The organism is Paenibacillus sp. JL3B1040 (assembly GCF_057063165.1).
In genome coordinates, this window is sequence record NZ_CM169317.1 from 4,244,645 (window position 1) to 4,266,983 (window position 22,339).

General features: G+C 52.8%; 26 protein-coding genes. All 26 read right to left on the minus strand.

Annotated elements, in window-relative coordinates:
* Positions 1 to 57: 57 nt before the first annotated feature.
* A complete protein-coding gene (locus ACZF99_RS19085; RefSeq protein ID WP_127575954.1) occupies positions 58 to 1,209 on the minus strand; it encodes a copper amine oxidase N-terminal domain-containing protein in 1,152 nt (383 codons plus the stop codon).
* A 118-nt stretch (positions 1,210 to 1,327) separates the two neighbouring features.
* Entirely contained in the window at positions 1,328 to 2,308 is a 981-nt protein-coding gene (locus ACZF99_RS19090) for a hypothetical protein (RefSeq protein WP_127575955.1), read from the minus strand.
* On the minus strand, positions 2,295 to 2,843 hold the full coding sequence (locus tag ACZF99_RS19095) for a hypothetical protein (protein ID WP_127575956.1): 549 nt from the start codon (positions 2,841 to 2,843) through the stop codon (positions 2,295 to 2,297). Before ACZF99_RS19095 ends, ACZF99_RS19090 begins: the two co-directional genes overlap by 14 nt.
* Complete coding sequence (locus ACZF99_RS19100; RefSeq protein ID WP_127575957.1) at positions 2,840 to 3,238, minus strand: hypothetical protein; 399 nt, start codon at positions 3,236 to 3,238, stop codon at positions 2,840 to 2,842. Before ACZF99_RS19100 ends, ACZF99_RS19095 begins: the two co-directional genes overlap by 4 nt.
* 81 nt (positions 3,239 to 3,319) lie before the next feature.
* Positions 3,320 to 3,799, minus strand: a complete 480-nt coding sequence (locus tag ACZF99_RS19105; RefSeq protein ID WP_009226907.1) for a hypothetical protein — start codon at positions 3,797 to 3,799, stop codon at positions 3,320 to 3,322.
* Positions 3,800 to 3,887: 88 nt separating this feature from the next.
* Positions 3,888 to 5,960 carry a hypothetical protein gene (locus ACZF99_RS19110; protein ID WP_127575958.1) on the minus strand — a complete coding sequence of 691 codons (2,073 nt, stop codon included), beginning with the start codon at positions 5,958 to 5,960 and terminating at the stop codon, positions 3,888 to 3,890.
* Positions 5,950 to 7,821 carry an ATPase, T2SS/T4P/T4SS family gene (locus ACZF99_RS19115; protein ID WP_127575959.1) on the minus strand — a complete coding sequence of 624 codons (1,872 nt, stop codon included), beginning with the start codon at positions 7,819 to 7,821 and terminating at the stop codon, positions 5,950 to 5,952. Before ACZF99_RS19115 ends, ACZF99_RS19110 begins: the two co-directional genes overlap by 11 nt.
* Positions 7,822 to 7,824: 3 nt before the next feature.
* A complete protein-coding gene (locus tag ACZF99_RS19120) occupies positions 7,825 to 8,655 on the minus strand; it encodes a CpaE/TadZ family protein (protein ID WP_240267630.1) in 831 nt (276 codons plus the stop codon).
* Positions 8,645 to 9,376, minus strand: coding sequence for a hypothetical protein (locus ACZF99_RS19125; protein ID WP_127575961.1), 732 nt, complete (start codon positions 9,374 to 9,376; stop codon positions 8,645 to 8,647). The genes ACZF99_RS19120 and ACZF99_RS19125 overlap by 11 nt, the downstream gene beginning before the upstream one ends.
* A gap of 11 nt (positions 9,377 to 9,387) precedes the next feature.
* The gene (locus ACZF99_RS19130; protein WP_127575962.1) at positions 9,388 to 10,509 is read right to left on the minus strand and encodes an SAF domain-containing protein; all 1,122 of its coding nucleotides are present in this window, start codon (positions 10,507 to 10,509) and stop codon (positions 9,388 to 9,390) included.
* A gap of 39 nt (positions 10,510 to 10,548) precedes the next feature.
* Entirely contained in the window at positions 10,549 to 10,779 is a 231-nt protein-coding gene (locus tag ACZF99_RS19135; protein WP_483606639.1) for a hypothetical protein, read from the minus strand.
* An 8-nt stretch (positions 10,780 to 10,787) separates the two neighbouring features.
* A complete protein-coding gene (locus ACZF99_RS19140; RefSeq protein ID WP_483606640.1) occupies positions 10,788 to 12,269 on the minus strand; it encodes a CpaE/TadZ family protein in 1,482 nt (493 codons plus the stop codon).
* Between the two features lie 25 nt (positions 12,270 to 12,294).
* The gene (locus ACZF99_RS19145) at positions 12,295 to 12,486 is read right to left on the minus strand and encodes a hypothetical protein (RefSeq protein WP_127575618.1); all 192 of its coding nucleotides are present in this window, start codon (positions 12,484 to 12,486) and stop codon (positions 12,295 to 12,297) included.
* 4 nt (positions 12,487 to 12,490) lie between these two features.
* On the minus strand, positions 12,491 to 12,805 hold the full coding sequence (locus ACZF99_RS19150; RefSeq protein ID WP_127575619.1) for a hypothetical protein: 315 nt from the start codon (positions 12,803 to 12,805) through the stop codon (positions 12,491 to 12,493).
* The gene (locus ACZF99_RS19155) at positions 12,802 to 13,590 is read right to left on the minus strand and encodes a DNA adenine methylase (protein WP_483606641.1); all 789 of its coding nucleotides are present in this window, start codon (positions 13,588 to 13,590) and stop codon (positions 12,802 to 12,804) included. Before ACZF99_RS19155 ends, ACZF99_RS19150 begins: the two co-directional genes overlap by 4 nt.
* Positions 13,591 to 13,638: 48 nt before the next feature.
* The gene (locus tag ACZF99_RS19160) at positions 13,639 to 13,875 is read right to left on the minus strand and encodes a hypothetical protein (protein WP_009226896.1); all 237 of its coding nucleotides are present in this window, start codon (positions 13,873 to 13,875) and stop codon (positions 13,639 to 13,641) included.
* Positions 13,876 to 13,896: 21 nt separating this feature from the next.
* Positions 13,897 to 14,853, minus strand: a complete 957-nt coding sequence (locus ACZF99_RS19165) for a M23 family metallopeptidase (RefSeq protein WP_483612847.1) — start codon at positions 14,851 to 14,853, stop codon at positions 13,897 to 13,899.
* A 27-nt stretch (positions 14,854 to 14,880) separates the two neighbouring features.
* Positions 14,881 to 15,060, minus strand: a complete 180-nt coding sequence (locus ACZF99_RS19170; protein ID WP_483606642.1) for a hypothetical protein — start codon at positions 15,058 to 15,060, stop codon at positions 14,881 to 14,883.
* A gap of 15 nt (positions 15,061 to 15,075) precedes the next feature.
* Positions 15,076 to 15,291, minus strand: coding sequence for a hypothetical protein (locus ACZF99_RS19175; RefSeq protein WP_483606644.1), 216 nt, complete (start codon positions 15,289 to 15,291; stop codon positions 15,076 to 15,078).
* An 18-nt stretch (positions 15,292 to 15,309) separates the two neighbouring features.
* Positions 15,310 to 16,827 (minus strand): hypothetical protein, encoded by a 1,518-nt coding sequence (locus ACZF99_RS19180; RefSeq protein ID WP_483606645.1) that lies wholly within the window; start codon positions 16,825 to 16,827, stop codon positions 15,310 to 15,312.
* Positions 16,824 to 19,316, minus strand: coding sequence for an ATP-binding protein (locus ACZF99_RS19185; protein ID WP_483606646.1), 2,493 nt, complete (start codon positions 19,314 to 19,316; stop codon positions 16,824 to 16,826). Before ACZF99_RS19185 ends, ACZF99_RS19180 begins: the two co-directional genes overlap by 4 nt.
* Positions 19,317 to 19,349: 33 nt before the next feature.
* Positions 19,350 to 19,583, minus strand: coding sequence for a hypothetical protein (locus ACZF99_RS19190; protein WP_483606647.1), 234 nt, complete (start codon positions 19,581 to 19,583; stop codon positions 19,350 to 19,352).
* A gap of 8 nt (positions 19,584 to 19,591) precedes the next feature.
* Positions 19,592 to 20,296, minus strand: a complete 705-nt coding sequence (locus ACZF99_RS19195; RefSeq protein ID WP_483606648.1) for a TcpE family conjugal transfer membrane protein — start codon at positions 20,294 to 20,296, stop codon at positions 19,592 to 19,594.
* Positions 20,297 to 20,300: 4 nt separating this feature from the next.
* Positions 20,301 to 20,558 carry a hypothetical protein gene (locus ACZF99_RS19200; protein WP_036646570.1) on the minus strand — a complete coding sequence of 86 codons (258 nt, stop codon included), beginning with the start codon at positions 20,556 to 20,558 and terminating at the stop codon, positions 20,301 to 20,303.
* Positions 20,559 to 20,637: 79 nt separating this feature from the next.
* Positions 20,638 to 21,456: a conjugal transfer protein gene (locus tag ACZF99_RS19205; RefSeq protein WP_483606649.1), complete on the minus strand. Its 819-nt coding sequence runs from the start codon at positions 21,454 to 21,456 to the stop codon at positions 20,638 to 20,640.
* Complete coding sequence (locus ACZF99_RS19210; RefSeq protein ID WP_483606650.1) at positions 21,457 to 22,332, minus strand: replication-relaxation family protein; 876 nt, start codon at positions 22,330 to 22,332, stop codon at positions 21,457 to 21,459.
* Positions 22,333 to 22,339: the final 7 nt, after the last annotated feature.

The following is a 22,339-nucleotide window of genomic DNA, read 5'->3' on the forward strand; positions in this document are numbered from 1 at the left end:
TAAAAAAGTGCATGCCAGCAGCATGCACAAACCGATTTTTATTCCTCTATTCATCCGTTACTCAGCCTCTCGAATAATATGGTTAAAGAACAAGCTTGCATTCGCACTGACCTTTAACGCCTTCCCCCAGTTCCCGCCAACATTGGTTACCAAGGCAATATCCGAATAGCCTTCATACCAAACTCCCTTTTTAAAAGGAATATCATTTGAAACCCACGTATCGTTCTCCAGCCTCATCTCCCCTGGGAACCACGTATCATAAATAAGTGTTTTATGTTGCTTAAATTGATTGAATTTAACCCTGAACTTGGATCGCACATGGTACCCGCCGAATCCATCCTGATAAATTATGGACGGTTCCGGATCCAAGTATCCCTCAAGAACGATCTGGTTCTTTTTCACCCAGTCCACGTATTCCTTGGCTGCCTTCAACTTTCCGGTATTGCCGTCCGATTGGACTGCGGCCAGCTTTTCGGCCCATGTATCGTCAATTGTACGATAGTCGACATTGAGCCATAACGCCCCGAATGTTTTAAGCCGCCCCATCCAGATGTCAATGTTCTCTTTCTTGAACTCCGGCCAGTTCGCATACATATCGGCCGAGACCGACCGTTCCTCGGGATCGGGGTTGGAAAAGGGATATTTCATCTCATACATTTCATTGGGCACGTCAGCCAAAATATACGGGTAATCCTGCGAATTTTTCGGCAGGTTGGTGGTGCGAATGAGCCGGCCCCATTCATCGTACTTGGCACCAGCTTCCTTCTCCTTTGTGGAAATCACAACGGTTGATGTCGCCCCATCCCAATTGACTTCTACACCCAGTACCTCGCTGACAAAGCGCAACGGGACAAAGGTTCGGCCACCGCTCATAATCGCCTTCGTATCAAAGGTCACGTCTTCGCCATTAACCGTCGCCTTGTTCTCGCCTATCGTCAGGCGGATACGCTGATCCCCCTGTTCAATCGGGACGGTCTTGGTTTGTGGTTCCCAGCCTACCTTCGCTTTCATCTTTTCGGCGACGAAGCGAACCGGAACGAGCGTCCGGTTGTTCTCATCGGAAAACGCTTGGGCATCGGGGAACCAGATTTTTTCGCCATCCATCACGACACTGACAAACGTCGGCGCTTTGAATGCCGCGCTGGAGTTGCCTGCTGCTAGGCCGAACAACGTTATAAACGCTAGGCTAATACTTACCCATTTTTTCATGTCCGGTTCACTCCTTTATTCGAGAAAAAATGTGAATATTAGGAAGAAATCGACGTTACGTCTCCATCTTATAATCCCTGTGCCAACCTGTCCACCCTTGGATAAAAATCGTTTGACCTCAATGGTTATTGCTGCATTCCAGCGGCCAATATCCGTTCCGCGCAGCCTCTTTTTCACTCGCAAACGTCTCTTCAACCGGATAAGTGTAGTCGCATGTGTCGCGGTAATACACTTTTCTGCCGTCTTTCACCGCGCCGATAATCGCCGGCTTTTTCAACACCCGGCTGCCGCCGAGCGCGTAATTGTTGTACGTTTTGCTCCCCATCGGAATCCCTTGCACAAACGCCATTACGCCGATATCGTCGATCGTGTTATTCCATTCTTCGGCACTGATCGTCGGCAGCGTAAACGTGTAGGAGATGCCGTAGCGGGAAACGTATTGATTATGCCGATTGATTCGGTATGCCAGTTCATTCTGAATGGCGTCCACGATCGTGCTGCGACGCACCTGTTCGAACAATGCCGCATCCCGCAAGAGAGGAATCGTGGTCTCCGCCTGTATTTCCGATCGAAATCCTTCCCGCCAAGTCCCGCTTCCGGCTTCGTAGGCAAGGACGTGATCGTCCAACGTAAAGGACAAACTGTTCCCTTGGCTATCGGCATAAGCATACGGCTTTTTCGCACCCCAGACCGGACGAATTTCCGTTTCTCCGGCCGCATTACGAAACTCTTCCTCCGCATATACCCAGAACCCGTTATAATCCATCACGATGATCGCGGGAATGTAACGGCGAAGAACGCCTTGTGCTACCGTATCTTCGGCAATGCCGAAGTTCATGTACAGGGTTCGGTAAAACGTATCAATCGCTTCCTCCTTGTTCACCCGTACCTGTTTGACCGATTCATAGCGTGCTTCCTGTTGTTGATCGGCAGTGATCAAAAGCGCCCGCGCCGCATCATCTACCGCTGTATCCAACGCTGCATCGTACCGCAGTTCGGTGAGCAATACCCGCCGCTGGGTGTCCGTTTCGATACGATTGATCACGAAAAACGAAAATAAGATCAGAACACCCACGACCGCCCAATTAATCATCTTCATTTCGGACAATGCCTCCATACGGAACGAAGATTTTCTCATTCGGACTGATCGCATGATTCAAAAAATCATGTAGGATAGTTCCATTCGTCCGGTTCGTGTTTTTTACGACAACGGAGAACGTATCTCCGACATGCAGCCGGTAGCGGCGTGCCGGATCGTCTTTGCCCTCCGCGCTGTTCGGAAACAGCACCTTCAAGATTTGTGCATTGTAAAATGTGTCGTAATGCACGTCGTATTCGCCACGGAACGTTTCCGGAAGCGTAGAATCGTCATAAACCGGATTGTACCGCTTTTGTCCGTGCTCCATCTGAACGTCGAAGGTATTTCCCGTCAAATGGATTGCCTGGATAAAATCGTTGTACATGACTGGGGAAATATAACCTTTGTCCCGGACCGCGTCGACAAACGATGTCGTTGCCCGCAAGACCACCAGTTCGGATACATCATCCTGCTGATCAAAAGCGGCGGAAACCGGGAAGATATATAATAGAAGAACTGCGATCAAGACGGCAAACACTTTGAGTAGACTGTTCATCCTTCACCTCGCAAAACATAGGCAATTCGCCGCAACTGCCCGTCCGGACCGCGTTCGTACGAGGGTTGATACCGGCTATCCAACCGAATGCTTGATGCTGAGATATCATCTCGCTCCATCGTCGTTGCATATAAAACGCCATTCACAACGACTTCCACCCCAGCGTCCCCGATGCGGGCAAGCGATTGCAGTACTTCCGCGCCGGATACACTGCCGTCCCCGGCTATCGGGAAAAACGTTTGGTGAACATTTCGGTCCTGCATTCGCTCTGAAACAACGGCCGCATTCAGCGCGGTCGCCCCATTTTGAAACAGGAGCAACCCGGCGGTGGCTGCCATCACAAATACAAGACATGCAAAGCTTATATCCATCATGGTTCGTACGGAGTGCCCCATGAGCCGTCCTCCTTTCCGCAAAGCGAAGCGGACATGCCTTTGCGCTTTCAGGACAAAGACATGCCGTTCGCCGGTCCGTTCTTACTGTTGCCGGAAGATGATGCCGCGGATCACGTTGCTTTTGTCCTTGATCAATTGGGCCCTAAACTTGCCGCTCGGATTCACGTAGTTGACATTGGATTCATCCATCGTGTGATCAAGCTGACCGGGTGCGGCCCCTATGACCGTTCCGTAGGTGATGCTATCCATTGACACGCCCGTATTGATGACTTTGCCGTACCATTGGCCGGCCGGATTTTTCCCGGTGATGATTTGAATACCAAACTGGTCCTCCCCGCTGAACTTGCGAATGGCATTGACGGTTTGGCTGCCGGACAGCACCGTGTTGTCGTAGACGGTAAACTGCATTTGCGACAGTTCCGTCTGAAGATTGGAAAAGTTGCTTTGTGCCGTTTTCGTCGAATCCTGCGCGGAAATAAACAGCAGAACGGCCAAGGTGATCAGTGCGACGGCAAGCAAAATGCCGGCCGCCATGACGATCGCTTTTTGAGCGTTGGACATGGAGTTCCCTCTCCTTCTACATTAAATTGATGAGAATGAAAAAAAAGCCCTTGCGGTATGCAAGAGCCGGAAACGGCCTTAGAGGCTGTTATTGAATTTTCTGAATCTGCTCGTAATAGACGGTCATCTGCGACAGACTGACATAGACGAGCGGAAAAACAAGATAACCGAAGATAAGGACCATCATCGGTGCGAAACCGATCATTTTCCCCCACCCGGCTTTTGCATCCAAGAGCCGTTCGTAATCTTGCTTACGCTGTTCCTGCAAGTAGGTTTGCTCAGATTCCAGGTCATCGAACGCGTCCCGGATCGGAATCCGTTCGACCGCCATTTGCAGTTTTTCCACCATGCGAACAAACGGCAAAAACGGGGCTTCCGCTTTCAGATTCTCCAACGCTTGTTCCGCGCCATGTTCATAATGAAGCAGGCAATGCTGAATCGGTGTCTTGAAGATGTGGGCAAAGCGCTCCATCCATTCGAGCATGTGCTCTACCGACATTCGGTCCATTTCGGACAGCATGGCGATCACCGACTGGAGTTGGTCCACTTCATGTTTCATTTCCATCTGCCGCATTCGCCGGCGAAACTGTAGAACGCCGACCGGAGCGGAGTAGCCGACCCAGCCCCCAAACAACGCCAGCATCACCTCCCACCATTTCAAGTATTCTTGGTTCATAGCTTCCATTTTGGACAGAATGCGCTGCGCGGCAACGAACAGCTCCGCTTCTTCCCACTGTAACTGCGGGTCGCTGCGCAAAGCGGCACGCACAGCTTCCGGAAGTCCGGTTTTCACCCCCTTCACTTCCGTCATGATCCGGCGATCCAGCACCGACTTCTCCCGGCTTTCCGCTTCTTCCCGGGCGGACAAGCGGCCAAACATCATATCCGGTTTGACCGGTGCATATAACAGTTGGTGTTTGGTGACTGCATGCAACGTGACAAAAAGCCCGAGTGTCAGCAGAAACGCGAGTATGCCAGCTGTCGCGCGCTGCACCCAAAACCATTCCAAGCGGAGCGGCGAGTTTGTTTCGGCTAGCAGCCTCTTGCAGCGCGTGGCTTCCCGCGTCTCGGGATGAGGAACGATCCGGTCGATAAGCCGACGAATCCACGGAAGTTCGTACGCTTTTTGCTCCCAAGGCTTGCGACGCCGCGGTTTGGTTTCGCCCTCCAACTCCCGCATGTTGCGAAGCAATACATAGGAAACCAGAATGACCAGTAGAAGAGCCACTTTCGTGATCCACCCGAGCTTACCGGCATAAAATTCGTCCATCATCGGAAAATAGTGGCTGGCCCAGCTTTCAATCGGCCTTGTGAACAACATCGGAAAAAGCGCAATCGCCGTCAACCCTTGCAGCAAATAGCTAAGCTTCTCCCGCCGCAAAATCTCCAGGTTCAGTTCGGTCGTCAGTTTGCCAAGCGCCTTCAAGTAGAGCGAACCGGTCTGCAGTTTCTTGTCCCCGTATTCCTTAATCAAATGCGAAATCCCAGCCAACCCTTTCAGAAAGCGATTCGGCGCCACCTCCTCGTAACGTTCCAGCCTCTCGTCCGGTTCGTGGGCGGTCAGCACCTCATAGACTTCCTGCCCGTGCAGCGCCATCTCATAGGGCGCAGTTTCCGTTGCATCGTAGACCGCTTCCTCCACCATTTCATGCCGATGGTAATGATGCCGCACATCGGCCATAAAGTGGCGAAGATGGTGAAGCAGCCGGTTTTCCGCACGATGCACAAACAGATCCGCAAGCATGCCATGTATGGCCCAAATGCCTGTGACCATCATGATCAAAGTTACCGGATCACGAACAAAGCCGATCAGCGGAATCAGAGTGAACGCCAACAGCCCCCACGCCGCTAGCGCAATCTTGATCGTCTCCAGCCGCAGCTTCCATTCATCGTACCGCTCTAGCACCATCAGCCGCCTGCGGATCGTGTTCAGGTAAGCACGAAGCAACGGAACCCGTTCGCAAGCCAAATAGATGCGTTGCAAGATGCTGTAAACCGCTTGTCGATTCGTCGGTTTGCCGGGGAGCCGCAGTTCCTCATATTCGCGGATCGAACCCGCACCCGTATTTTTGCGGGACAGCCACTGGAATAGCAGGATCGCGGCTAGAAGCAGCACGACCGCCCCGCCAAAGATAAGGGAAAGCAACTGGTTAAATTCCATACCGTTCCCCCCAGTTCTCCGTTAGAAAAGCCTCAAAGGCTATGCGATCCGCATCCGACATCTGTTCCCGCATCTCGTTTGCGTTTTGAGCGGATATAGGGTGAATCGCCACATAGGCTCCGTTTTGAAATTCAATCACATTTCGCTCCTCGTACAGCTTCCGGTCGGTGGAACGCTGAAAAAACTCAACGGCCGTTTCCATAAATGCAGCCATCTTGTCTTCTAACTTCTCACCTTGCCGAAAATGGACGGGGTACGCCTTCTCCTGATCGAGCGGTACGCATTCGGTAATGCGCTCAATGTAACGGTGGCCGTTCATATCGCGCTTCCAGTGGATATCGAAGTTAAGTACGCTGATCACTTGCTGCTCGGCGATTTTTTCGTTCTGAAATACACCGGTTTTCAGCAGCGAGTTCCGTAAAGAAAACACCAGATCGCGGAGCGTCTTGGCGTGATGGGTAAACAGCGTAAACAGCGAGGCCACCTGTGCCATCTGAATCATCCATGCCGCAACCGGGTCCGTGGCCACCTCGCCGAGAATGTTGACCGTACCATCCGTCTTTTTCTGAATATCCAGCCCTTCCTGGCCGGAAATCGTCTCGGTTTCCCGGAAGCTCAGGATATTGCGGTCCTTATAGATTTTCCGCAGGTTCAATTCGAAGTTCATCTCCTGGACCCGAATCGTGTACGTAGCGGGAATGTATCGGACCATCGCCATCAAGAGCGTCGTTTTCCCGCTGCCCTGCGCACCGGTAATTGCGGTAATTCGGGCTCCTTTAACGAGATACTGGATGAGCCGGATCGGCAGCTCAGCATTTCGATCCCGGATGAGCTGTTCCAGCGTGGCGCTTTGCACATCGAATTTGCGCACAAAAAACGCCCACGATTCGCTGAACCGGGGACGCAGTACGACGACGCGGGAGCCGTCGGCCATCTCGTTTACTTTATAGCCGTTGCTCTCCGACAATTGGCCGGGATAGTTGTACTTGTAAATATTTTGGCAGACACGCTTCAGTTCTTGCTCCGAGCCGAAGGAGAGGAAGCTAAAGTGAATGGATTTACCTTTGTAAAATACCCAAACACTGTCGTGAGATTTCGGCACTTCCCGCAATAAGGAGTCGGCCTGGAACTCCCATTCCCCTTCCCATACGGAGGGCTGCAAACCGGATACGCCTCCCGACACGCCGTCGATCTTCATATCCCGGATCTCGTCCACGACACTAAAGCCCTTGTACATTTGATAAATGCGTTGCACGACAATGCTAAGTTTGTCGTCGAAGTACAGCCGCCGCGCTTCTTTTTTGTAAATCTCGTAGATTTCATCGGCGGTAATCCGATACGATTCGGTCTGGCCATCTTCAATACCAAGTTTGGGCTGGTCCAGTTCATACTTGCGAATCAACTCCCCGAGCGCATCATACCGGTATCGTTTTTTGTACAGGTACAGCAAAACTTCGAACTGGTCCTGAGATGAAAGTTCATACGGGTCGTCGAAGGCGATCACCCGGTCGATGTTCGTTTCATTAACCCCATACTGCTGAACCAGTAAATCCGCCAAATATTGTTTGACGTACGCTTTGTCCCGGATGTCTCCGGATGTACAGCCGCGCAGCGCTTTTTTCAGTTCGGCTCGCTTACTTTTCCGGCGGCGAAACTCCTCCTCGGATAGTCCGAGGTCATGCAGGTTGCCGCTCGTCAGATCGTGTAACGTCTGCTTTACAAATGCGGTCATCGCCTCAATCGTAAAGGCTCGTTCCTGCGGCGGCTTTTCCGCTTTCTGCCCGCTCATACGAAAATAGATCAGCGCAGCGGTCAGCCCAAGCAACAAGACGATCATGATACCGTTGATCCAAACGATCATCGTTCACACCCCCTTGCCGCCGAAAAACGGTTTGTTTAACTCGGCTTGTTCGATGATCGCCTGGGCTAGCGCCCGTACGCACTGCATGAATGCATGATGGGCATGATCGCGCGGTACATTACGGTTTCTAAACAGAAAATCGATTGCCCGGCCTTCCTGCGCTGCGTCCATGAACCCTGCCTGATGTGGGACCGGATAGATCGGCATCTTCACCCGATATTTCCGTGCCATATTTTTGGCAGTTAGCGCGGAATCACGGTCGTACTGCCCCAAAACAAGCAATAGTTTTTTCCCTTTGAGCCAATCCTCCCGATGCCGAAAGAACCGTTCCAATACAAAACGGTTTTGGTTCAAACTTACGATGACAAGATCGGCGTTTTGAAGAAGCAACTGCGTCCAACCGGACCCGACACCGCTGCCACCGTCAATCAAAGTCAAGTCGTAATAGCGCTTGGCCGAATCGAGTAGCGGTGCAAGCATATCCTTCACGCCCATGATCAACGCTTTGTCCGCCTTATTCGAACCGGGCAGCAAATCAAGCCGTTCTTGGAGGAGCGGCAACGTGTAATCGCGGATCATTTCCGGCGAGAGTTTGCCGTTTTGTGCAAGCCGTGCCAAGGCATCGATGCCGGAGTCCGCTACAAAGGCAAGCAGATCTTCGGAGCTTCGCTTGATCAGCGCTTGCTCGACTGCCGCACGGCGGCTTTGCAAATGGCCGAATAACACGATTCGGGAGGAATATTCAAGTCCGAGCAGCGCCGCGACGGCGATCAGATTCGTCGTATTGCCCGTTTGACCCGGTACCGGGCTCCAGAATACGATGTTATGACCCACGAAAATCCCTCCTTGATCGTTTCCACGCGGCTTTGATCGTTCGCTCATCCAGGCCGAATATATGCTTAGCCATAGAAAAGACCGTATGTCGGTATGCTGGCGACAGCTTTCTTAGTTCAATGCGGCTATGATGCTGGTGATCGATGCGAGCCGAAACATCCCGCTCATCGAACGGGATACGTAACACCGGTTCCTGCCACTCCACAGATTCCGTTGTCACATGCGAATCGATGTACGACTCCGCTATAGTCGACTGTACGAATGGATTTACCAACTTAAAAAACGGCAGCGGCCGAATGATGGATTCGTTAAGACAAAGCCGACGCATCAACTCCGCATTTTTCAACATCGCCAGCTTCTCCAAATTACTGCACCAGACCCTTTGGTCATAGGATGGCAGATCTTTTCCTTTCACAAATTCGGTATGATCCGTATCGAGCAGGAACACATCGTAATCCGCCCATTCCCCTTCCGTTTCCGTTTGTTTCAGAAAACGGTCCAATTGGCCGAACGTAAGGAACCCTGCCGCGATATCCATCCCATCAAATTCGGTAACGAAAGAAGCCTGCCGTTCATCCGGAGATGTCATAAACCCAAGTATCGATTGTGCGATCGTTGAATCGACGATAAGCACCTTTTGCCCAGCGGCAACCAGCAGTTTACCCAACACGAGCAGCAAATGGCTTTTATCCGGCGCACCGAGAAAAACAATTTTTTTCATGACAACCTCCTTCAGGATACCGGCGGCTGGTTGAAGATATCGTCCAGCTTGTCCGTGTTGGTCGGCTGTTCGTCGGAAGCGGACGGCTCCGGGAGCGGCTGGGATGTACCCTGCTGCGGATGGGAAGCCGGTTCTGTCGCTGTCGGCTCAGGAGTAGACGCGGGCTTATCGTCTGATGGTGGTAGACCGTCTTGCTCCGTTTGTTCCACCCCTGCAGCTTGCTGTTGCGCCGATTGCTCCATCGCATTGCCTTGTTGAGTAACGATCCGATCGTTTTGCAACTGCTGCTGAACGGTGACGCTACCGCTGACCACCCGTAGTTTGTCCGCATCGCTCATCGCTTTCAAATTGATATCCAGCCTACTGCGCAACTGGCGAGCGAGTTCAGTCTTGGCCTTTTCCAGTACGTTCGGGTCCCTGTCCATCAGATCAAGCACTTTCGGGTTGGCGGGGTAATTGGCGATTGCCGCTTCCTGCAGACCCGGTTCGATGTAGGGGAGTGCGTACAGCTTGGCCCCTTGCAAATACGCATCGATGATGGCGCTGGAAGCCATCAAGATTTCCGGCTCGTTTATTTCCAGCCGGACGATCATCCCCGAAAGGTCTCGAACCTTCTTTTTGGACAACACGATATAGTCCTCGCCGGTCGGAAAGTTGATTCGGACATCGACCACCTGATCCTTCTGTAAATGGGTCGGCAGTTGGATGACGTTAAACTCTTGCATCCTCAAGTCCCTTGGGATCGGCCCCTCCTCATACAACATGGAAGCAACAAGCGGCGTATTCGGCTGCAGATCGATTTTGGCGATCTTTCCGACCGCCATCTGCGGATCTTTGAAGCTATCCGAAGGTACTAGGGTATGGACGACCTCCACCGCCTGAATATCCCCGTTTCCAAGTGTTGTTCCCGCCGTGATCGGCCTTGCAGCCACCAGGATTCGCGTTTTACCTTGTTGTTCGTTTGTTTTCAATTGCTCGATTTGTTGTTCGTAATGATCCCGCATCTGTTGTTGCAGCCGTTTCTGCTCCGCTTGATGCTGGAGAACAAATATGGTGGAAACTAGGAGCAAAACAAAACTAAAACCGATCGCAATGATGACGATCGGTTTCCGGTAACGGTATAGTAAAGACATCGCCTACCTTCTCCTCTCCATTCAACGTGGTGAAACCGCCTATTGCTTTTCGTGAAACCAGTATGCACGCGTATACAACTGAACGCCGACCCGTGTAGGGATGCCGATACTGGCTTCTCCAGCTCCCTTCCACCCATTCCGGTTCGCCGTCTCTATGGCCGTTCTATCCGCCGAACCTTTATATACCTCCTCTTGCGTACCTTCAATGAGGATATACAGACCGCCTCGACCATTGACCGGGTAAATGACCTGTGTTTCTCGGACCTTCATTCGTCTCTTCACCTTCCTGATTTGAGATGTGACGCCAACCGAGGTAACCATCCTCGTTTTTCACGAAGCGACGCCGTTTCCCGTCCCATCCACCGATCCACAAGCCGGCCCACCTGTACATGATAAGGGCTGCTCGGGGAAGATAAGGTCCACTCCCCGCTTCGCACGGACCGGTAAACGGTTGGATCTTCCGGCAACTCCAGTACTATCGGCCACGGCAGCCGTTCTTTCCAATCTAGTTTGGGAGCAGGCTCCTTCAGCCGGTTCCATACCAGATACAACTCCGGTGTAGGGCGAAGGCCGGTTAGTAACGGCTTCACCCGATCCAAATTGAACAGGCTGGCCGGCTCGTCCGTCGTGATCAACATCAACTGGTCTGCCTGCTCCAAGGCCAGTCGGGTCAGCCTGTCCAACGAAACAGGCAGGTCAAGCAGCACAACATTCGTTTCTTCCTTCAAAAAGTGGAGGATGGCCCGCAGCTCTTCCGGCTGCAGTAGGAATTGCCCTGGCATGAGCGGCGCTGCGACAATGGAAAAGCCCGCCTTCGTTTGAAGAAGACAGGCCCGTCTGGCTTTCGGATCGTCGATCCGGCGTACAAGGTCGACAATCGTTTTATTCGGCTGTATGCGCATGATAGTGGCGACCGTGCCGTTCGGATCCAAGTCGAGAATACAAGCTCGAAGCCCTTCCTTCGATAATCGAGCGGCCAAATGGAGCAAAAGCGTCGTTTTTCCCACGCCGCCTTTCGCAGCATAAACGGCAACAACTGGTGGCAGGTCCGGAGGTGTCCAGGACATGTGCGGCGTCAGGTCAGGTTCGTTTAGGGTTAGGTCCGGTTCCGGTTCGTTTCCAGTGTCCTCCGTTTCAAGCCCGATCTTCTTTCCCATTGATTTATCCGCTGGTTTTGTTTGGTTGTCCGTCTGTGGCAGCTCATACGGAAAACTGCCATTCTCCGGCATCTCCTGAAAAGCAGGGGCGGGAACAACCCTGGTGGATAAAGTTTTCGTTGGAGATGGTTCCACTTCGAACCGTTGCCGCGCTTTTCGCTGCGAGAGCGGAACATCAATGGATACAGATTGCGATTCAGCCGTCTCCATTTCCGTATGTGATAGGAAAGGGGCTTCCGTCTGAAAAACAAGCGTTCTTTCCAAGCTCGAAAGGGTAGCCGTGGCATCACCCGCCGGTATAAATCGGGAAAACAGCCCGTTCGTTTCTTCTTCCGCTGTCACCGTTCCGGCAATCCCCAACGATTCGGTTTGTTGCTCTCCCCAGTCACTATGGTCTTCTATTAGCAACACGACCGGCACTTCTCTTCCCTGGACAAGCCGTACGTAGTCCTTCCATTTCCCCACCATGGCATCTACCACGATAACGCTCATTTCCGACGTGATCCGTTCGGGATCATGAACAAACTTGACTTCGTAGCCCGACCGGCGAAGCCGCTCCACCCACATCTGTCGTTGACTCAGACGAAATAGTGCAACCCGCAACTCCAACACCTCCTTGCCATATCGATCACCGTTTCCTCCGCGGCTCCAGTCTTTTGTCTCGATAATAGACATCCACTTTCAGGCGTGCAGCCAAATAGAATGCAAATTCTTCCGCATCCGCAAATGTGTTACGCCTGTCCATCTCATGCGGATTCCCGTCTTGAACAAACAAGACGGCAAAGATACTTCCTTGATCTGCAATTTGAATCTTGTCCATAGGATTATATCCGTTTAAGAATTGATTCCACGGTACGATAGTCGATGACACAAACATAGCGGGCGTAATCGTACCCCTGAGGGTCAACGGCAAGTACCCGTTTACGATCTGTAAAGATAAGAATAGGCTCACGGCAATACTGCCGGATCAGTCCATCCGATTCCAGGGCAATGATGTCCTCCAGTCGTTGTTCGGTAATCACAAAAACGGGTGCGGAAACGTAAGTCTCGTGCGGTCTTTCCGCATTCATTTCGTAATGAGGAAGAAAAGGTTGCTTACGGTATCGATTAAAAACGCGGACATCAACTCTCAAGTTCATCCCTCCGTTTGCAAATTGGGCGTATAGTTCGTAATGAACAGTTCCTTCACCGGCTGCCGTCCTTTCGTTTGCTTCGCAATGGAATAACGGGTTTCAACGCCCTCAATTACAAATGGGGCGTACCACTCCCGAATGGTCGGATGGTCGTTGATGCTGAGCAAGAACTTGCCCTTGATGCCGCCAAGCAGCTCCCGCAATTTCCGGTGATCGGATTCGTCGAATTTGTACAGATAACCGGAGAGTCCCAAGTAGGGCGGATCGCAATAAAAAAAGGTATCCGCCGAATCGTACCGGGCGAGTACCTCTTCAAAAGATCGGTTTTCGATATATACACCAATCAGCCGTTCATGAGCAACTTTAAATTTTTGTTTGACGTTGGACATATCGTATGCCGGCTTGCTTCGTGTGTACCCCCAATCGTCGGCGTCGTTGTACTTCCCGCCAAAATGCGAGTAGACACGGTAGTAAAAATCATACGCTCGGGTAACCGGGTCGCGTTCCTGATCTCGTCGTTTCATGATACGCTCAAATTCATCACGGGCATAGAGTGCCCACTCAAACCGTTGGGCAAGCCCTTCCCAATCTTCTTGAACCACCCGAAAAAAATTGACCAGTTCCGCGTTGATATCGGAATAAACTTCCACTTTGGATCTTTCCTTGCCAAAGAGTACCCAGCCCCCGCCCCCGAATACTTCCGCATAAACGACATGCGGTGGAAAGCGCCGGATAATCTCTTCACGCAGCCTGTATTTGCCGCCTTGCCACCTGATGGGACTTTTCAGCACAGCTTCACGCTCCCTTCAATATTCACCAAACATCGATCCTTCCCGGCTTTAACCAGAGGAAAGCAACGCCTCCATGCCTGTTGCCAGCAACGTGGTTGCCGTTTGACCAAAAATATGCAGCCGATAATCCGGAACCTCGAGCAACTGTGCCAGATCCAGCGCGTGCCGGACCGCCTGTTGCCGCTCTTTCCGGCATCCAAGATCAAACAAATTGACGCCCGGCAGCAAACCGATGATCTGAATCACACCGCGCATTTCAATCACATAGATTTCAATGTTTCGCACGTCATCCCCTTCTTTCTTTATTCATGGCTCATCCAATTGCCGGAAGTAAGGTAGTGGATCCACTTTTTGCCCGTTCACCCGAATTTCTAAATGCAGGTGAGGACCGGTTGATTTTCCCGTACTGCCCACCCATCCAATCACTTCGCCTTGCAGCACCTGTTGCCGTTGACGTACGCCAATGTCCGTCAAATGCCCATACAAACTGACCAAACCGTTTGCATGTTGCAACAGAATCGCGTTGCCGTATCCGGTGCTGCCGTGGATGACTTGCGTAACCGTTCCGCTTAGCACGGCTAACACCGGTGTGCCCCGCGGCGCGGGAATATCGATTCCTGCATGAAATGCTCCCTGCGCTCCCGTAACCGGATCTACCCGATAACCAAATGGACTGGAAATCGTCGTGTACCCAGCCAACGGCCATAGCCACGTTCCCGATCTGGACAGCAGGGCCGCATATTCCGCTTCTTTCCGATACACCAACGCCACCTCTTTGCTGCTTCCGAACCAAACAACGAGCGCTTCATCCAGGTCCTGGGCGGTCAATTGCAAATAATTTGCCAATGAAAAAATCGCATCGTAGGGATTATCCGGATCAATCTTCCCGTCGCTGTCCCCATCCACGCGATAACCCTCCCACAATGAGCGCGGAAATCCTAAGGCTCCGATCGTGTCGGTTCGTTTGGCTTTCTTCGCCCCAAAATCGGTTGTCACCTGATGAATGGCCGCAAGCCGCGCCCAGGAGGCGTGCTCTTGTTCGGCCTGGATGTAAATCGGCAGCAGGAATAAAGGAATATCGAATTCGGGAGTGTCAGGTACCTCAATGCCCGCCATTTTCGAGGCATCCGATGTCGTGACCAGCGACCCGAGCAAAGCAAAAACAAGAATGAAACCAAGCAATAGGGCCGCGATGCCGGTCACGCCCAAGCTGCCGACGATCCACCAGATGACTCGCTTTCTAAGTAAGCTCCCCGTTTCCATCCGTTTCACCTTTGGCACATAGTTAGATTAATCTTTCTCGTACTCTCGGATCATGGCCGAATCGTCGAGCACATAGCCATTAAACGCAAGCTCCAAGGCCTTCTTTCGACTATGCCCTCGCTTCTCCAAATCCTCCACGACAAAGCGAATCATCGCATCTCGGCGGGCGAGCCGTTCCATCTTCACCGGGTCAAAGTTCGTACGCATACGGTCCTCCTCCTTTCAAAATCCAACCCGCTCCGGTACGTAAATCCCCGTCGTGCTCCAAGAGCGAGCAGCCGGATGCTTCACCCATACATGGCCCGAAGATATGACCAACAGATCAATGTCCCGCCCTTGTACGTTTCCTCTGAGCAAATGCCCATGCGTTTGCCGTTCCACAAAACGAACCGTATCCAGCTTCAGCTCCCGGTTCAGCCAATCGGCCAGTCGTTCCATCGTCCGCTCCCCCTTCCCTTATTTCAATTTTTTTATGATTTTTTTGGCGCGATCTTTGGTTTTTTGCCACGATTGCTTCACTTCTCCAACATGGTAAACAATCTCGCGTTTTGAAACGTCATACATCTCATGCGGTGTTGGGGCCTGGAAGTTACTAAGCATTTGTTTTAATATCTTTTTGCGGAACAGGAAGGCGCAGAAAAAGAGTAGCGCCACAAAGATTTGCTGCAGGATCAAAATACCGGAGCCGCGCGCCACCACATCGGCGACAAGCAGCGTGAACCCCATATAGAAGCCGTAAATTACTTTCGTGCCAAGCGTCCCGATCAGCCAACCTACCCAACGGCGGACAAATGCAAAGCCGCGCTCCGGAAACAAGCCGAGGAGCAGCACCACCGGTGCGAGGATGAGAATGGCCAGCGCCATTTCCTGTGCCAAGACCAGAATGAAAGATACGGTTCCGACAAAAAGCAGCAGGGTCAGCGTAGCGACAAGGGCAAGTACCGCAACCAAACACCGGATGGCTGCCGAACCGCCCATAAACAAGAGCGCCGTATCCGCATGGTCGCCATGATCCACGTTTTCGTCGCCCATGACTTTCCGCAAAATGTTCCGTTGATCCATACCAGGCGCATACTGACGCATCAAGTGCGCCCATTCATCCCCAACCTGCGCATCGATCGTCACCTCTTCTTCTTCCGCCAGGTCCTGAACGGCTTCGACTTCCTCGGCAGTCATGCGAACGTCGTCCGAGTCTTGACGATTGAATTGACCGATCAACCAGGGACGGTCAACAAACAGCTGCCAAAGCCGGTTGGATGTGGCCAACAGTTGCTGGTCCGCGGCGCCGGCAAGCCCCGCCTTCAGTTCCTCACCGGTAACACGCTGATACGGTGCGGCAAGCGCCCCCATCGTCACCTGCGTCAGCTGGTCCATCGTCTGTGATACCGCGCGAATGCTTTGCCCCGCGTTGGTGAAAAACCAGTAGGTGCCGACCAGCACGACAATCGAGCCGATTACGCCGGACGTCAATCTTGTCGTCTGGTTGTTCCAGTAGCCCACTTTCACCATCCATGCAGCCAGCAGGACAAGCGCCCACGGTAAAAACTTGCTGAATAGTCCGGTGCGCATGCCGTCCATTACCGGCAAAATCAGCGACAATTGTTCATTGACCAAATCCGTATGAAACCCCAGTTGCATAAGAAAAATACACAATCGCGTAATAAACGCATTTAGCATAAACAGTCCGTTCGCTATCCAGTTAAGCAGTAACGAAAAAGGATCATTCAGCTTCATTTTCCATCCGGACCACTCAATCAAATCGTAACCTAAGTCCCAGATATAGCTGTCGACCGGATACTGGCGGTAATCTAATGTTCGATCTCCCGGTTCGATGCCCATTTCGCGTTCGCCGGGCAGCAACTGATCGAACATATCCTCAGGAGCATCGGCATAGGCAGGAATGGAGCTCTGAAACACAATCAGGCCAGCAATGAGCAGCACCGTCAATAGCCTAAAGCAGCATCGTCGTCTCAACGGTTCTCCCTCCCTTCCATATCGCCGGCTTTCGGCGTTGTATTAAAAATGGTGAGCAAATCATCCGGCGTCGGCTCAATATGCACCCGTCCGATTCGACCTGTGATATCCTTCATATAGCAATCGCCGGCCTTAAGCTCCCGGAATGCCTGGATCATGTCCTCGTCACCCCGATCCAAACCGAGCAGCGTCAAATTGTCCGCAATCGCACGCGGATCTTCCGTCCGGAAACAAAAAATGGAGCCGAGATTATTTCTCGTCTCCTCGTCCGCCACATCGCCGGGGTTTTGGGTCGCAAGTAAGGGCACGACCTGAAAGGAACGACCCATCCGGATGATTTCATCGATAAGCAGGGCGCCTTCCGGAAAGGCGCGGAGTATCCAACTCTCGTCAATACCGAAAATTTTGAGTTGATCGCTTGGACGGTGAAACATATATTCGCGCCCTAGTGCCGCGACCAAATACATGATACCAATGCCGAACCGTTCGTTTGGCGTCAACGCCTGCTGCAGCCGTTCAGTTCGTTTCTTCGGCAAAGGTAACCCGGCAAGCGTAATGACGATAAACCGTGCACCGCTCATATTCGCGTTTTCTTCCCCATCATGGGCGAAAATAAATTTGCCGAACGGACTTCGCGAATAGGACAACAGCCGGTTCACACAGCGCCGCGCTTCCACCCTGATCGCATCCACCGGCGAATCTTTCGCAATCCGTTCCATTTCCGTTATGAACACATGCAAATCCCGCTTGTCCTGCTCGAACGTACGCTCCACGGCCTCCATAATGGCGTCGGCCCGCTCGTCGTTCCGAGTGCCCTCCAACAGCAGGCTGAGGAAATCCAGCACGATGCTGTGCGCGCGTTCTTCGCTTTTCGACATTCGGAACGGATTGAATTTGGTCGTCGATTCTGCCGAAAAGTTAAGCCGCACCATGTTTTTTTGAATATCCGGGATGAGCGCAAAGCAGCTATCCTCATCCTTGGGATCGATGGAAAAGACGATGCCGCCTTGATTGTAGCCGTGGTAAAACAACGTCTTCTTCAGCACCGACTTGCCCGAGCCGAGCGTACCGACAATGACGATTGCCCCGGACCGGTTCAATTCCTTGGACATCGGACGCTTCAGGTCGAGCAGCACCGGGATACTGTGCAATGTCCGTCCGATGTAGTCCCCGTCCGGGTCGCCGATTTCCCGGGATCCGTGCAGCATGCCCGCCGCCAAAAACTTCGGGTCCATCGGGATGCGATTTTGCTTGTCCATCGCCGATCCCGGCAAAAAAAGTTGAAACGCCCGCGCCTGATCCGCCGGAGAGCGAACGATGCGAATTTGCTTGGTCGCGTACAGCTGCAGCAACTGCGCTGCGCGCTCCTCCAGTTCCTTACGAGAACCTCCCGACACATTAAGCCATGCGGACGACCAGACGAGCGGCATCCCTTTTTGCAATTTGTTCTCCAACACACGCCCGCGTTTGCCCGCCCATTCCAACGTGATCGGCGTCTCTTCGGACGCTTCGGCATATTCCCGGCGCTGGTCTTTCAGCACCTTCCGATTGCGCTGCAGACCACCGGCCGCCTCGTGCGGCGTCTGTACCTGAAAGTGCAGGCTGACTTCGGCGGGAAACGGCAAGTCCTCGAGCGCATACAGCCACTCTTCGCCAATCACCGTAATCTCCTCCGGTACATCGACAACCGAAAAGAATGCTTGATAGCTTCTTAAGCTTTCTTCGTCCTGATCGTCATGATGGACAACCAGCGTCTTCATCTTCTCTTCGCTGACCAAATCGGAAGCGAGCAAAATCGGCAGCGATTTTTTCGGGCGGAGCAGCACTCTGTCGCCTCTTACCCGCACTTCACGCATCGCTTCCGGCGTCAAGATCAGTTCCGGTTCCTGGGAAAGTCCTCGGAAGAAGCCCCGGCGAAGCAACCATTCAATTTCTTGCGGACCGCATCGTTCGCCGTTTAAATGATGGTAAACGTGATTGAACTGCAGGCTCTCGGCGGATTTGGCCATATGCAGGCGCTCTCGCTCCAGCTCGCCGCGCTGACGGTACCAGAACTGCTCCTGAATTTGGCTCAGAAAAGCGTCGGCCAGTTCCTTTAACGTTTGGCCCGTTTTTCGAAACCCGGACAAATCCACTTCGGGAAACTGTTTTTGCACGTCGGAAAGCTGCACAATCAAATAAAGCGACCGCTGCCACGGACGACGTGCGTCAAACCGTTGCATGACCGCCTTCACATACCGTTCGTGCTCCGCGCCCTGCCCTATTCGCCGCCGTCGCCAGTGTTCGGCATCCATCATACGGGTTACCGACAACAACTGTCCATTGCCATGATAGCTATGCAAAAACTGCTGCATCTGGCTGACCGTGCCGCGCTTTTTCTCCGCGGACTGGTAGGCATACGGCTTCAGCGGTATGCGATACACCGCCCACGGTTTCAGAAGCGAATCGAACAGCAGGTTTTGCTCCCAGTACAACACGGGGCATTTCAACTTACTTCACCTCCTGTCATAAAAGGAGGGCACTTACCGGATCCAAATGCGGTGCCGGTCGGCATAATCGTACATACGCTCGAGCCATTGATCCAGTTCGTCCGCTGTCCGCGCCGTGCGAAAATTCGCTACATACGGGAACGAATGGAAACAGACTTCACGGCTGAGCCGATCCGCAATCATCCGCCCTTTTTGCTCCACACTCATCGACTCGTCCTCCAAAATATCATCGATGCCGATCGACACATGATGACGCCAGTTCCCCATATCCGGTTTCACCTCGCATGGATGTCGGCTCTTACTTGAGCCTTCCAATGTTCGTTGCCATTCTCTTTGAACTCCCGCTCCAATTGGATCGGGGTGGCCGCGCTCCCGTACAACACACGATGTCCTTCTAGCCAGGTAGGCGGCACAATGGCTTGTTTCGGCTGCCGTTTGAGCGGCATGATTGACAAACGGCCTGACTTTACATTCCAGCGTATGCGTACTAGTGCGGGAAGGAGGAGAACCCGAAAACCTTCCACCGTTCCAACCAACACTCCCTTGCGGCCGCACCACTCCTCGCCTCCCTGTTGTAGTGACAACCGTTCGTAAGGACGGCAGTGCCCGATAAACCGAATCCGATGGATTCCTCCGGGTTGGCGGACCGCTTGCCAACGGACCACCCATTTGGGTCGAACCAGAAAATGAACAATGTCCCGCAAATAGCGGGGCACCGTTTTGCCCGCCGGATCCAGTTTGACCGTATAATAAGCCGCGGCAACCGGACCGACCGTCATTGTGATCGCCCGATCAAACGGAAGCACCGTAAGTACGGGCAAGATGTAACAAAAAATGAAAAAGACGATAAGGAAGACAAGCCACATGACGAGGCCATCCTGCCGGATCGGCATCCATAACCTTATATCCCCAATATGGTAGATGAGCGGACGAACCCGATATAAGGCACGATACGCTTCCGCTTTCTCCTGCTCGTTCATCGTGTCAGCCCCCCGTCGTATCCGTCAGCCCGTCCACCGAAATGCCCAGCGTTTTGAGTACATAAAAAGCTAAATATTTGGCAATACCGGGTGCGAAAACGAAAATACCGAGAATGATTGAAAGCATAATGTGCGACCAAAGCCGATTCGTTTCTCCATTGGCATACATTTTCACACCACGGTAGATAGCGATCGTCAAGAAAATCGCCTGCAGCAATCGTTTCAGCACAAGCAAACCGGTTTGGACAAAATCCCCATCCATATCCCTCACCTCCAGGTCTAACCAATGAATCGTGGTCCACGCGATCATTTTGATGGCTCGGATTTCGGGTAAGTTATTACTACATAGCCGCCACAAAAAATTTTTGATTTTCTTCCGTTACCTTCATCCGCCACACCTGCGCCAAACGAAAGCCGGTTGATGCGTCCTCGGCGGTAAATGAAACCGTAACGTCGTAAGGTCCTTCTCCGGTTGCTTCCAAACGATCTAACGCTACAAAACGCAACCGGCCATTTAGCGGAACCATTTTGGCGTCTGCCGTTACATAATTGAGCAGGCTGCCAGCATCCTTGCTTTCGCATATCGTTTTCAGGAAACTTTCCATGGCCGGCCGCATCCGCTCTTTCACTGCGGCGGATGCCGCTGCTGCTTGCGGAATCTTCGGAACGACTGGTGGTTCCTGTAATGATCGAATGATCGGCGGATCGGTGACCGCTGCCCCTTTTGCTGCTTGAACCCAAACCGGCACTTCAACTTCCCACATCACCCGCTCCGGATTGGCGGCTATTACGCGAACCCGGACCCGATAAGACGATCCGCCGCTAGCGGCGATGGTCAAAAACTCCGATGCCATCACCTGTTGACTTCGAGTGTTTGATTCGGCCTGTAAGGCAGCAACACGGGCAAGCGCATCCGGATTGACATAGGGCTGCAGCCGCTGCACTCGCTCTTCAGGCAATTCCCCGCCGTCCCAGAGCATCCATTCCCGGGCAAACCCAAGCGCCGTTTGGATCGCTATCTGCTGCTCGGCCGTTCGTGTGAGCAAGGCGGGGACTGGATCGGTTTCTGAGCGAAACAGCGTAGAAACCGCCCCCAAACAGGAAAACACTAGCATGCTCCACAGGAGCAGCTTCGGCAGCCAACGAAATTCCAAGTCCATTCACCTCCCTGCGATCGGGGATGGCTCACGCGGCTGTTTGCCGAGAAGCGGCAGATCCGCCTCTGCGGGCGGCAGCAGCGGCATCTCTTTCAACCGGATGCGCGACTCTCCCACTCCCCACCAAAGTGCTTCCTCTACGCCTTTTCGCTTCCATTCGCTCTCGCTGATTGCCCAGACGTTCGGCAACGGACGACTAAGCAGTGGCCCTTCGCCGAGTGCAGCCCAAAGACGCAACAGACGCTTCGGACGCGACTCAATCTTGGTCACAAACAGGACATGGACAGCCGCAACCGACCTCCACGCAGCGGACAACACCCGTCCGTACAGCCACAACTTGTCCTGCAGCTTCCACTGGTTTTCGCTGCCGGTATCGTACTCCACATGCAGCACAAGCCTTCCCCGCCCAGGTAGCACATACGTGCATAATCCGTCCGGACGAAGCAGCATCGTTTTTTTGCCGGAGTCTTTGAAATGGGCGTATTGTTCTGCGGATTCCCGGGTTGACTGCCACTCCGTTATACCTTCGCCTTCATGGCGCAAACTGTGCTCAATGAGTGAAACAAAAAATGCGTTAGTGCCGTACACATGCTCCAGTTGCATCGGCAACTTCTCCCATGCTTTAGAACGGTAACCATCTTCTTCACCAGCAAGCAGAGCAGCGGTTTTTGCCCCTTGGGCGGTCAGGCCGTATCCTACATGATTGAGCCGAAGGAAGGGAAGCGGAATACTGCGAATCAATCCTTGCCGGTTCAATTGACTGGCCATTGCGTAAAGAGTAGGCAACCGGTAATTCAGAACGATCGCCGCCTGCTTGGCGGTCATCGGTCCGTATCGGTAGATGAGCGCAAGCAGCTCCTTTTTTGCCGCTTCGTACATGTCTCTC

Bases quoted from the DNA above. Each gene is read 5' to 3' on its own strand.
- ACZF99_RS19085 (WP_127575954.1), bottom strand. From the start codon at position 1,209: ATGAAAAAATGGGTAAGTATTAGCCTAGCGTTTATAACGTTGTTCGGC.
- ACZF99_RS19090 (WP_127575955.1), bottom strand. From the start codon at position 2,308: ATGAAGATGATTAATTGGGCGGTCGTGGGTGTTCTGATCTTATTTTCG.
- ACZF99_RS19095 (WP_127575956.1), bottom strand. From the start codon at position 2,843: ATGAACAGTCTACTCAAAGTGTTTGCCGTCTTGATCGCAGTTCTTCTA.
- ACZF99_RS19100 (WP_127575957.1), bottom strand. From the start codon at position 3,238: ATGGGGCACTCCGTACGAACCATGATGGATATAAGCTTTGCATGTCTT.
- ACZF99_RS19105 (WP_009226907.1), bottom strand. From the start codon at position 3,799: ATGTCCAACGCTCAAAAAGCGATCGTCATGGCGGCCGGCATTTTGCTT.
- ACZF99_RS19110 (WP_127575958.1), bottom strand. From the start codon at position 5,960: ATGGAATTTAACCAGTTGCTTTCCCTTATCTTTGGCGGGGCGGTCGTG.
- ACZF99_RS19115 (WP_127575959.1), bottom strand. From the start codon at position 7,821: ATGATCGTTTGGATCAACGGTATCATGATCGTCTTGTTGCTTGGGCTG.
- ACZF99_RS19125 (WP_127575961.1), bottom strand. From the start codon at position 9,376: ATGAAAAAAATTGTTTTTCTCGGTGCGCCGGATAAAAGCCATTTGCTG.
- ACZF99_RS19130 (WP_127575962.1), bottom strand. From the start codon at position 10,509: ATGTCTTTACTATACCGTTACCGGAAACCGATCGTCATCATTGCGATC.
- ACZF99_RS19135 (WP_483606639.1), bottom strand. From the start codon at position 10,779: ATGAAGGTCCGAGAAACACAGGTCATTTACCCGGTCAATGGTCGAGGC.
- ACZF99_RS19145 (WP_127575618.1), bottom strand. From the start codon at position 12,486: ATGGACAAGATTCAAATTGCAGATCAAGGAAGTATCTTTGCCGTCTTG.
- ACZF99_RS19150 (WP_127575619.1), bottom strand. From the start codon at position 12,805: ATGAACTTGAGAGTTGATGTCCGCGTTTTTAATCGATACCGTAAGCAA.
- ACZF99_RS19165 (WP_483612847.1), bottom strand. From the start codon at position 14,853: ATGGAAACGGGGAGCTTACTTAGAAAGCGAGTCATCTGGTGGATCGTC.
- ACZF99_RS19170 (WP_483606642.1), bottom strand. From the start codon at position 15,060: ATGCGTACGAACTTTGACCCGGTGAAGATGGAACGGCTCGCCCGCCGA.
- ACZF99_RS19175 (WP_483606644.1), bottom strand. From the start codon at position 15,291: ATGGAACGACTGGCCGATTGGCTGAACCGGGAGCTGAAGCTGGATACG.
- ACZF99_RS19190 (WP_483606647.1), bottom strand. From the start codon at position 19,583: ATGGGGAACTGGCGTCATCATGTGTCGATCGGCATCGATGATATTTTG.
- ACZF99_RS19195 (WP_483606648.1), bottom strand. From the start codon at position 20,296: ATGAACGAGCAGGAGAAAGCGGAAGCGTATCGTGCCTTATATCGGGTT.
- ACZF99_RS19200 (WP_036646570.1), bottom strand. From the start codon at position 20,558: ATGGATGGGGATTTTGTCCAAACCGGTTTGCTTGTGCTGAAACGATTG.
- ACZF99_RS19205 (WP_483606649.1), bottom strand. From the start codon at position 21,456: ATGGACTTGGAATTTCGTTGGCTGCCGAAGCTGCTCCTGTGGAGCATG.
- ACZF99_RS19210 (WP_483606650.1), bottom strand. From the start codon at position 22,332: ATGTACGAAGCGGCAAAAAAGGAGCTGCTTGCGCTCATCTACCGATAC.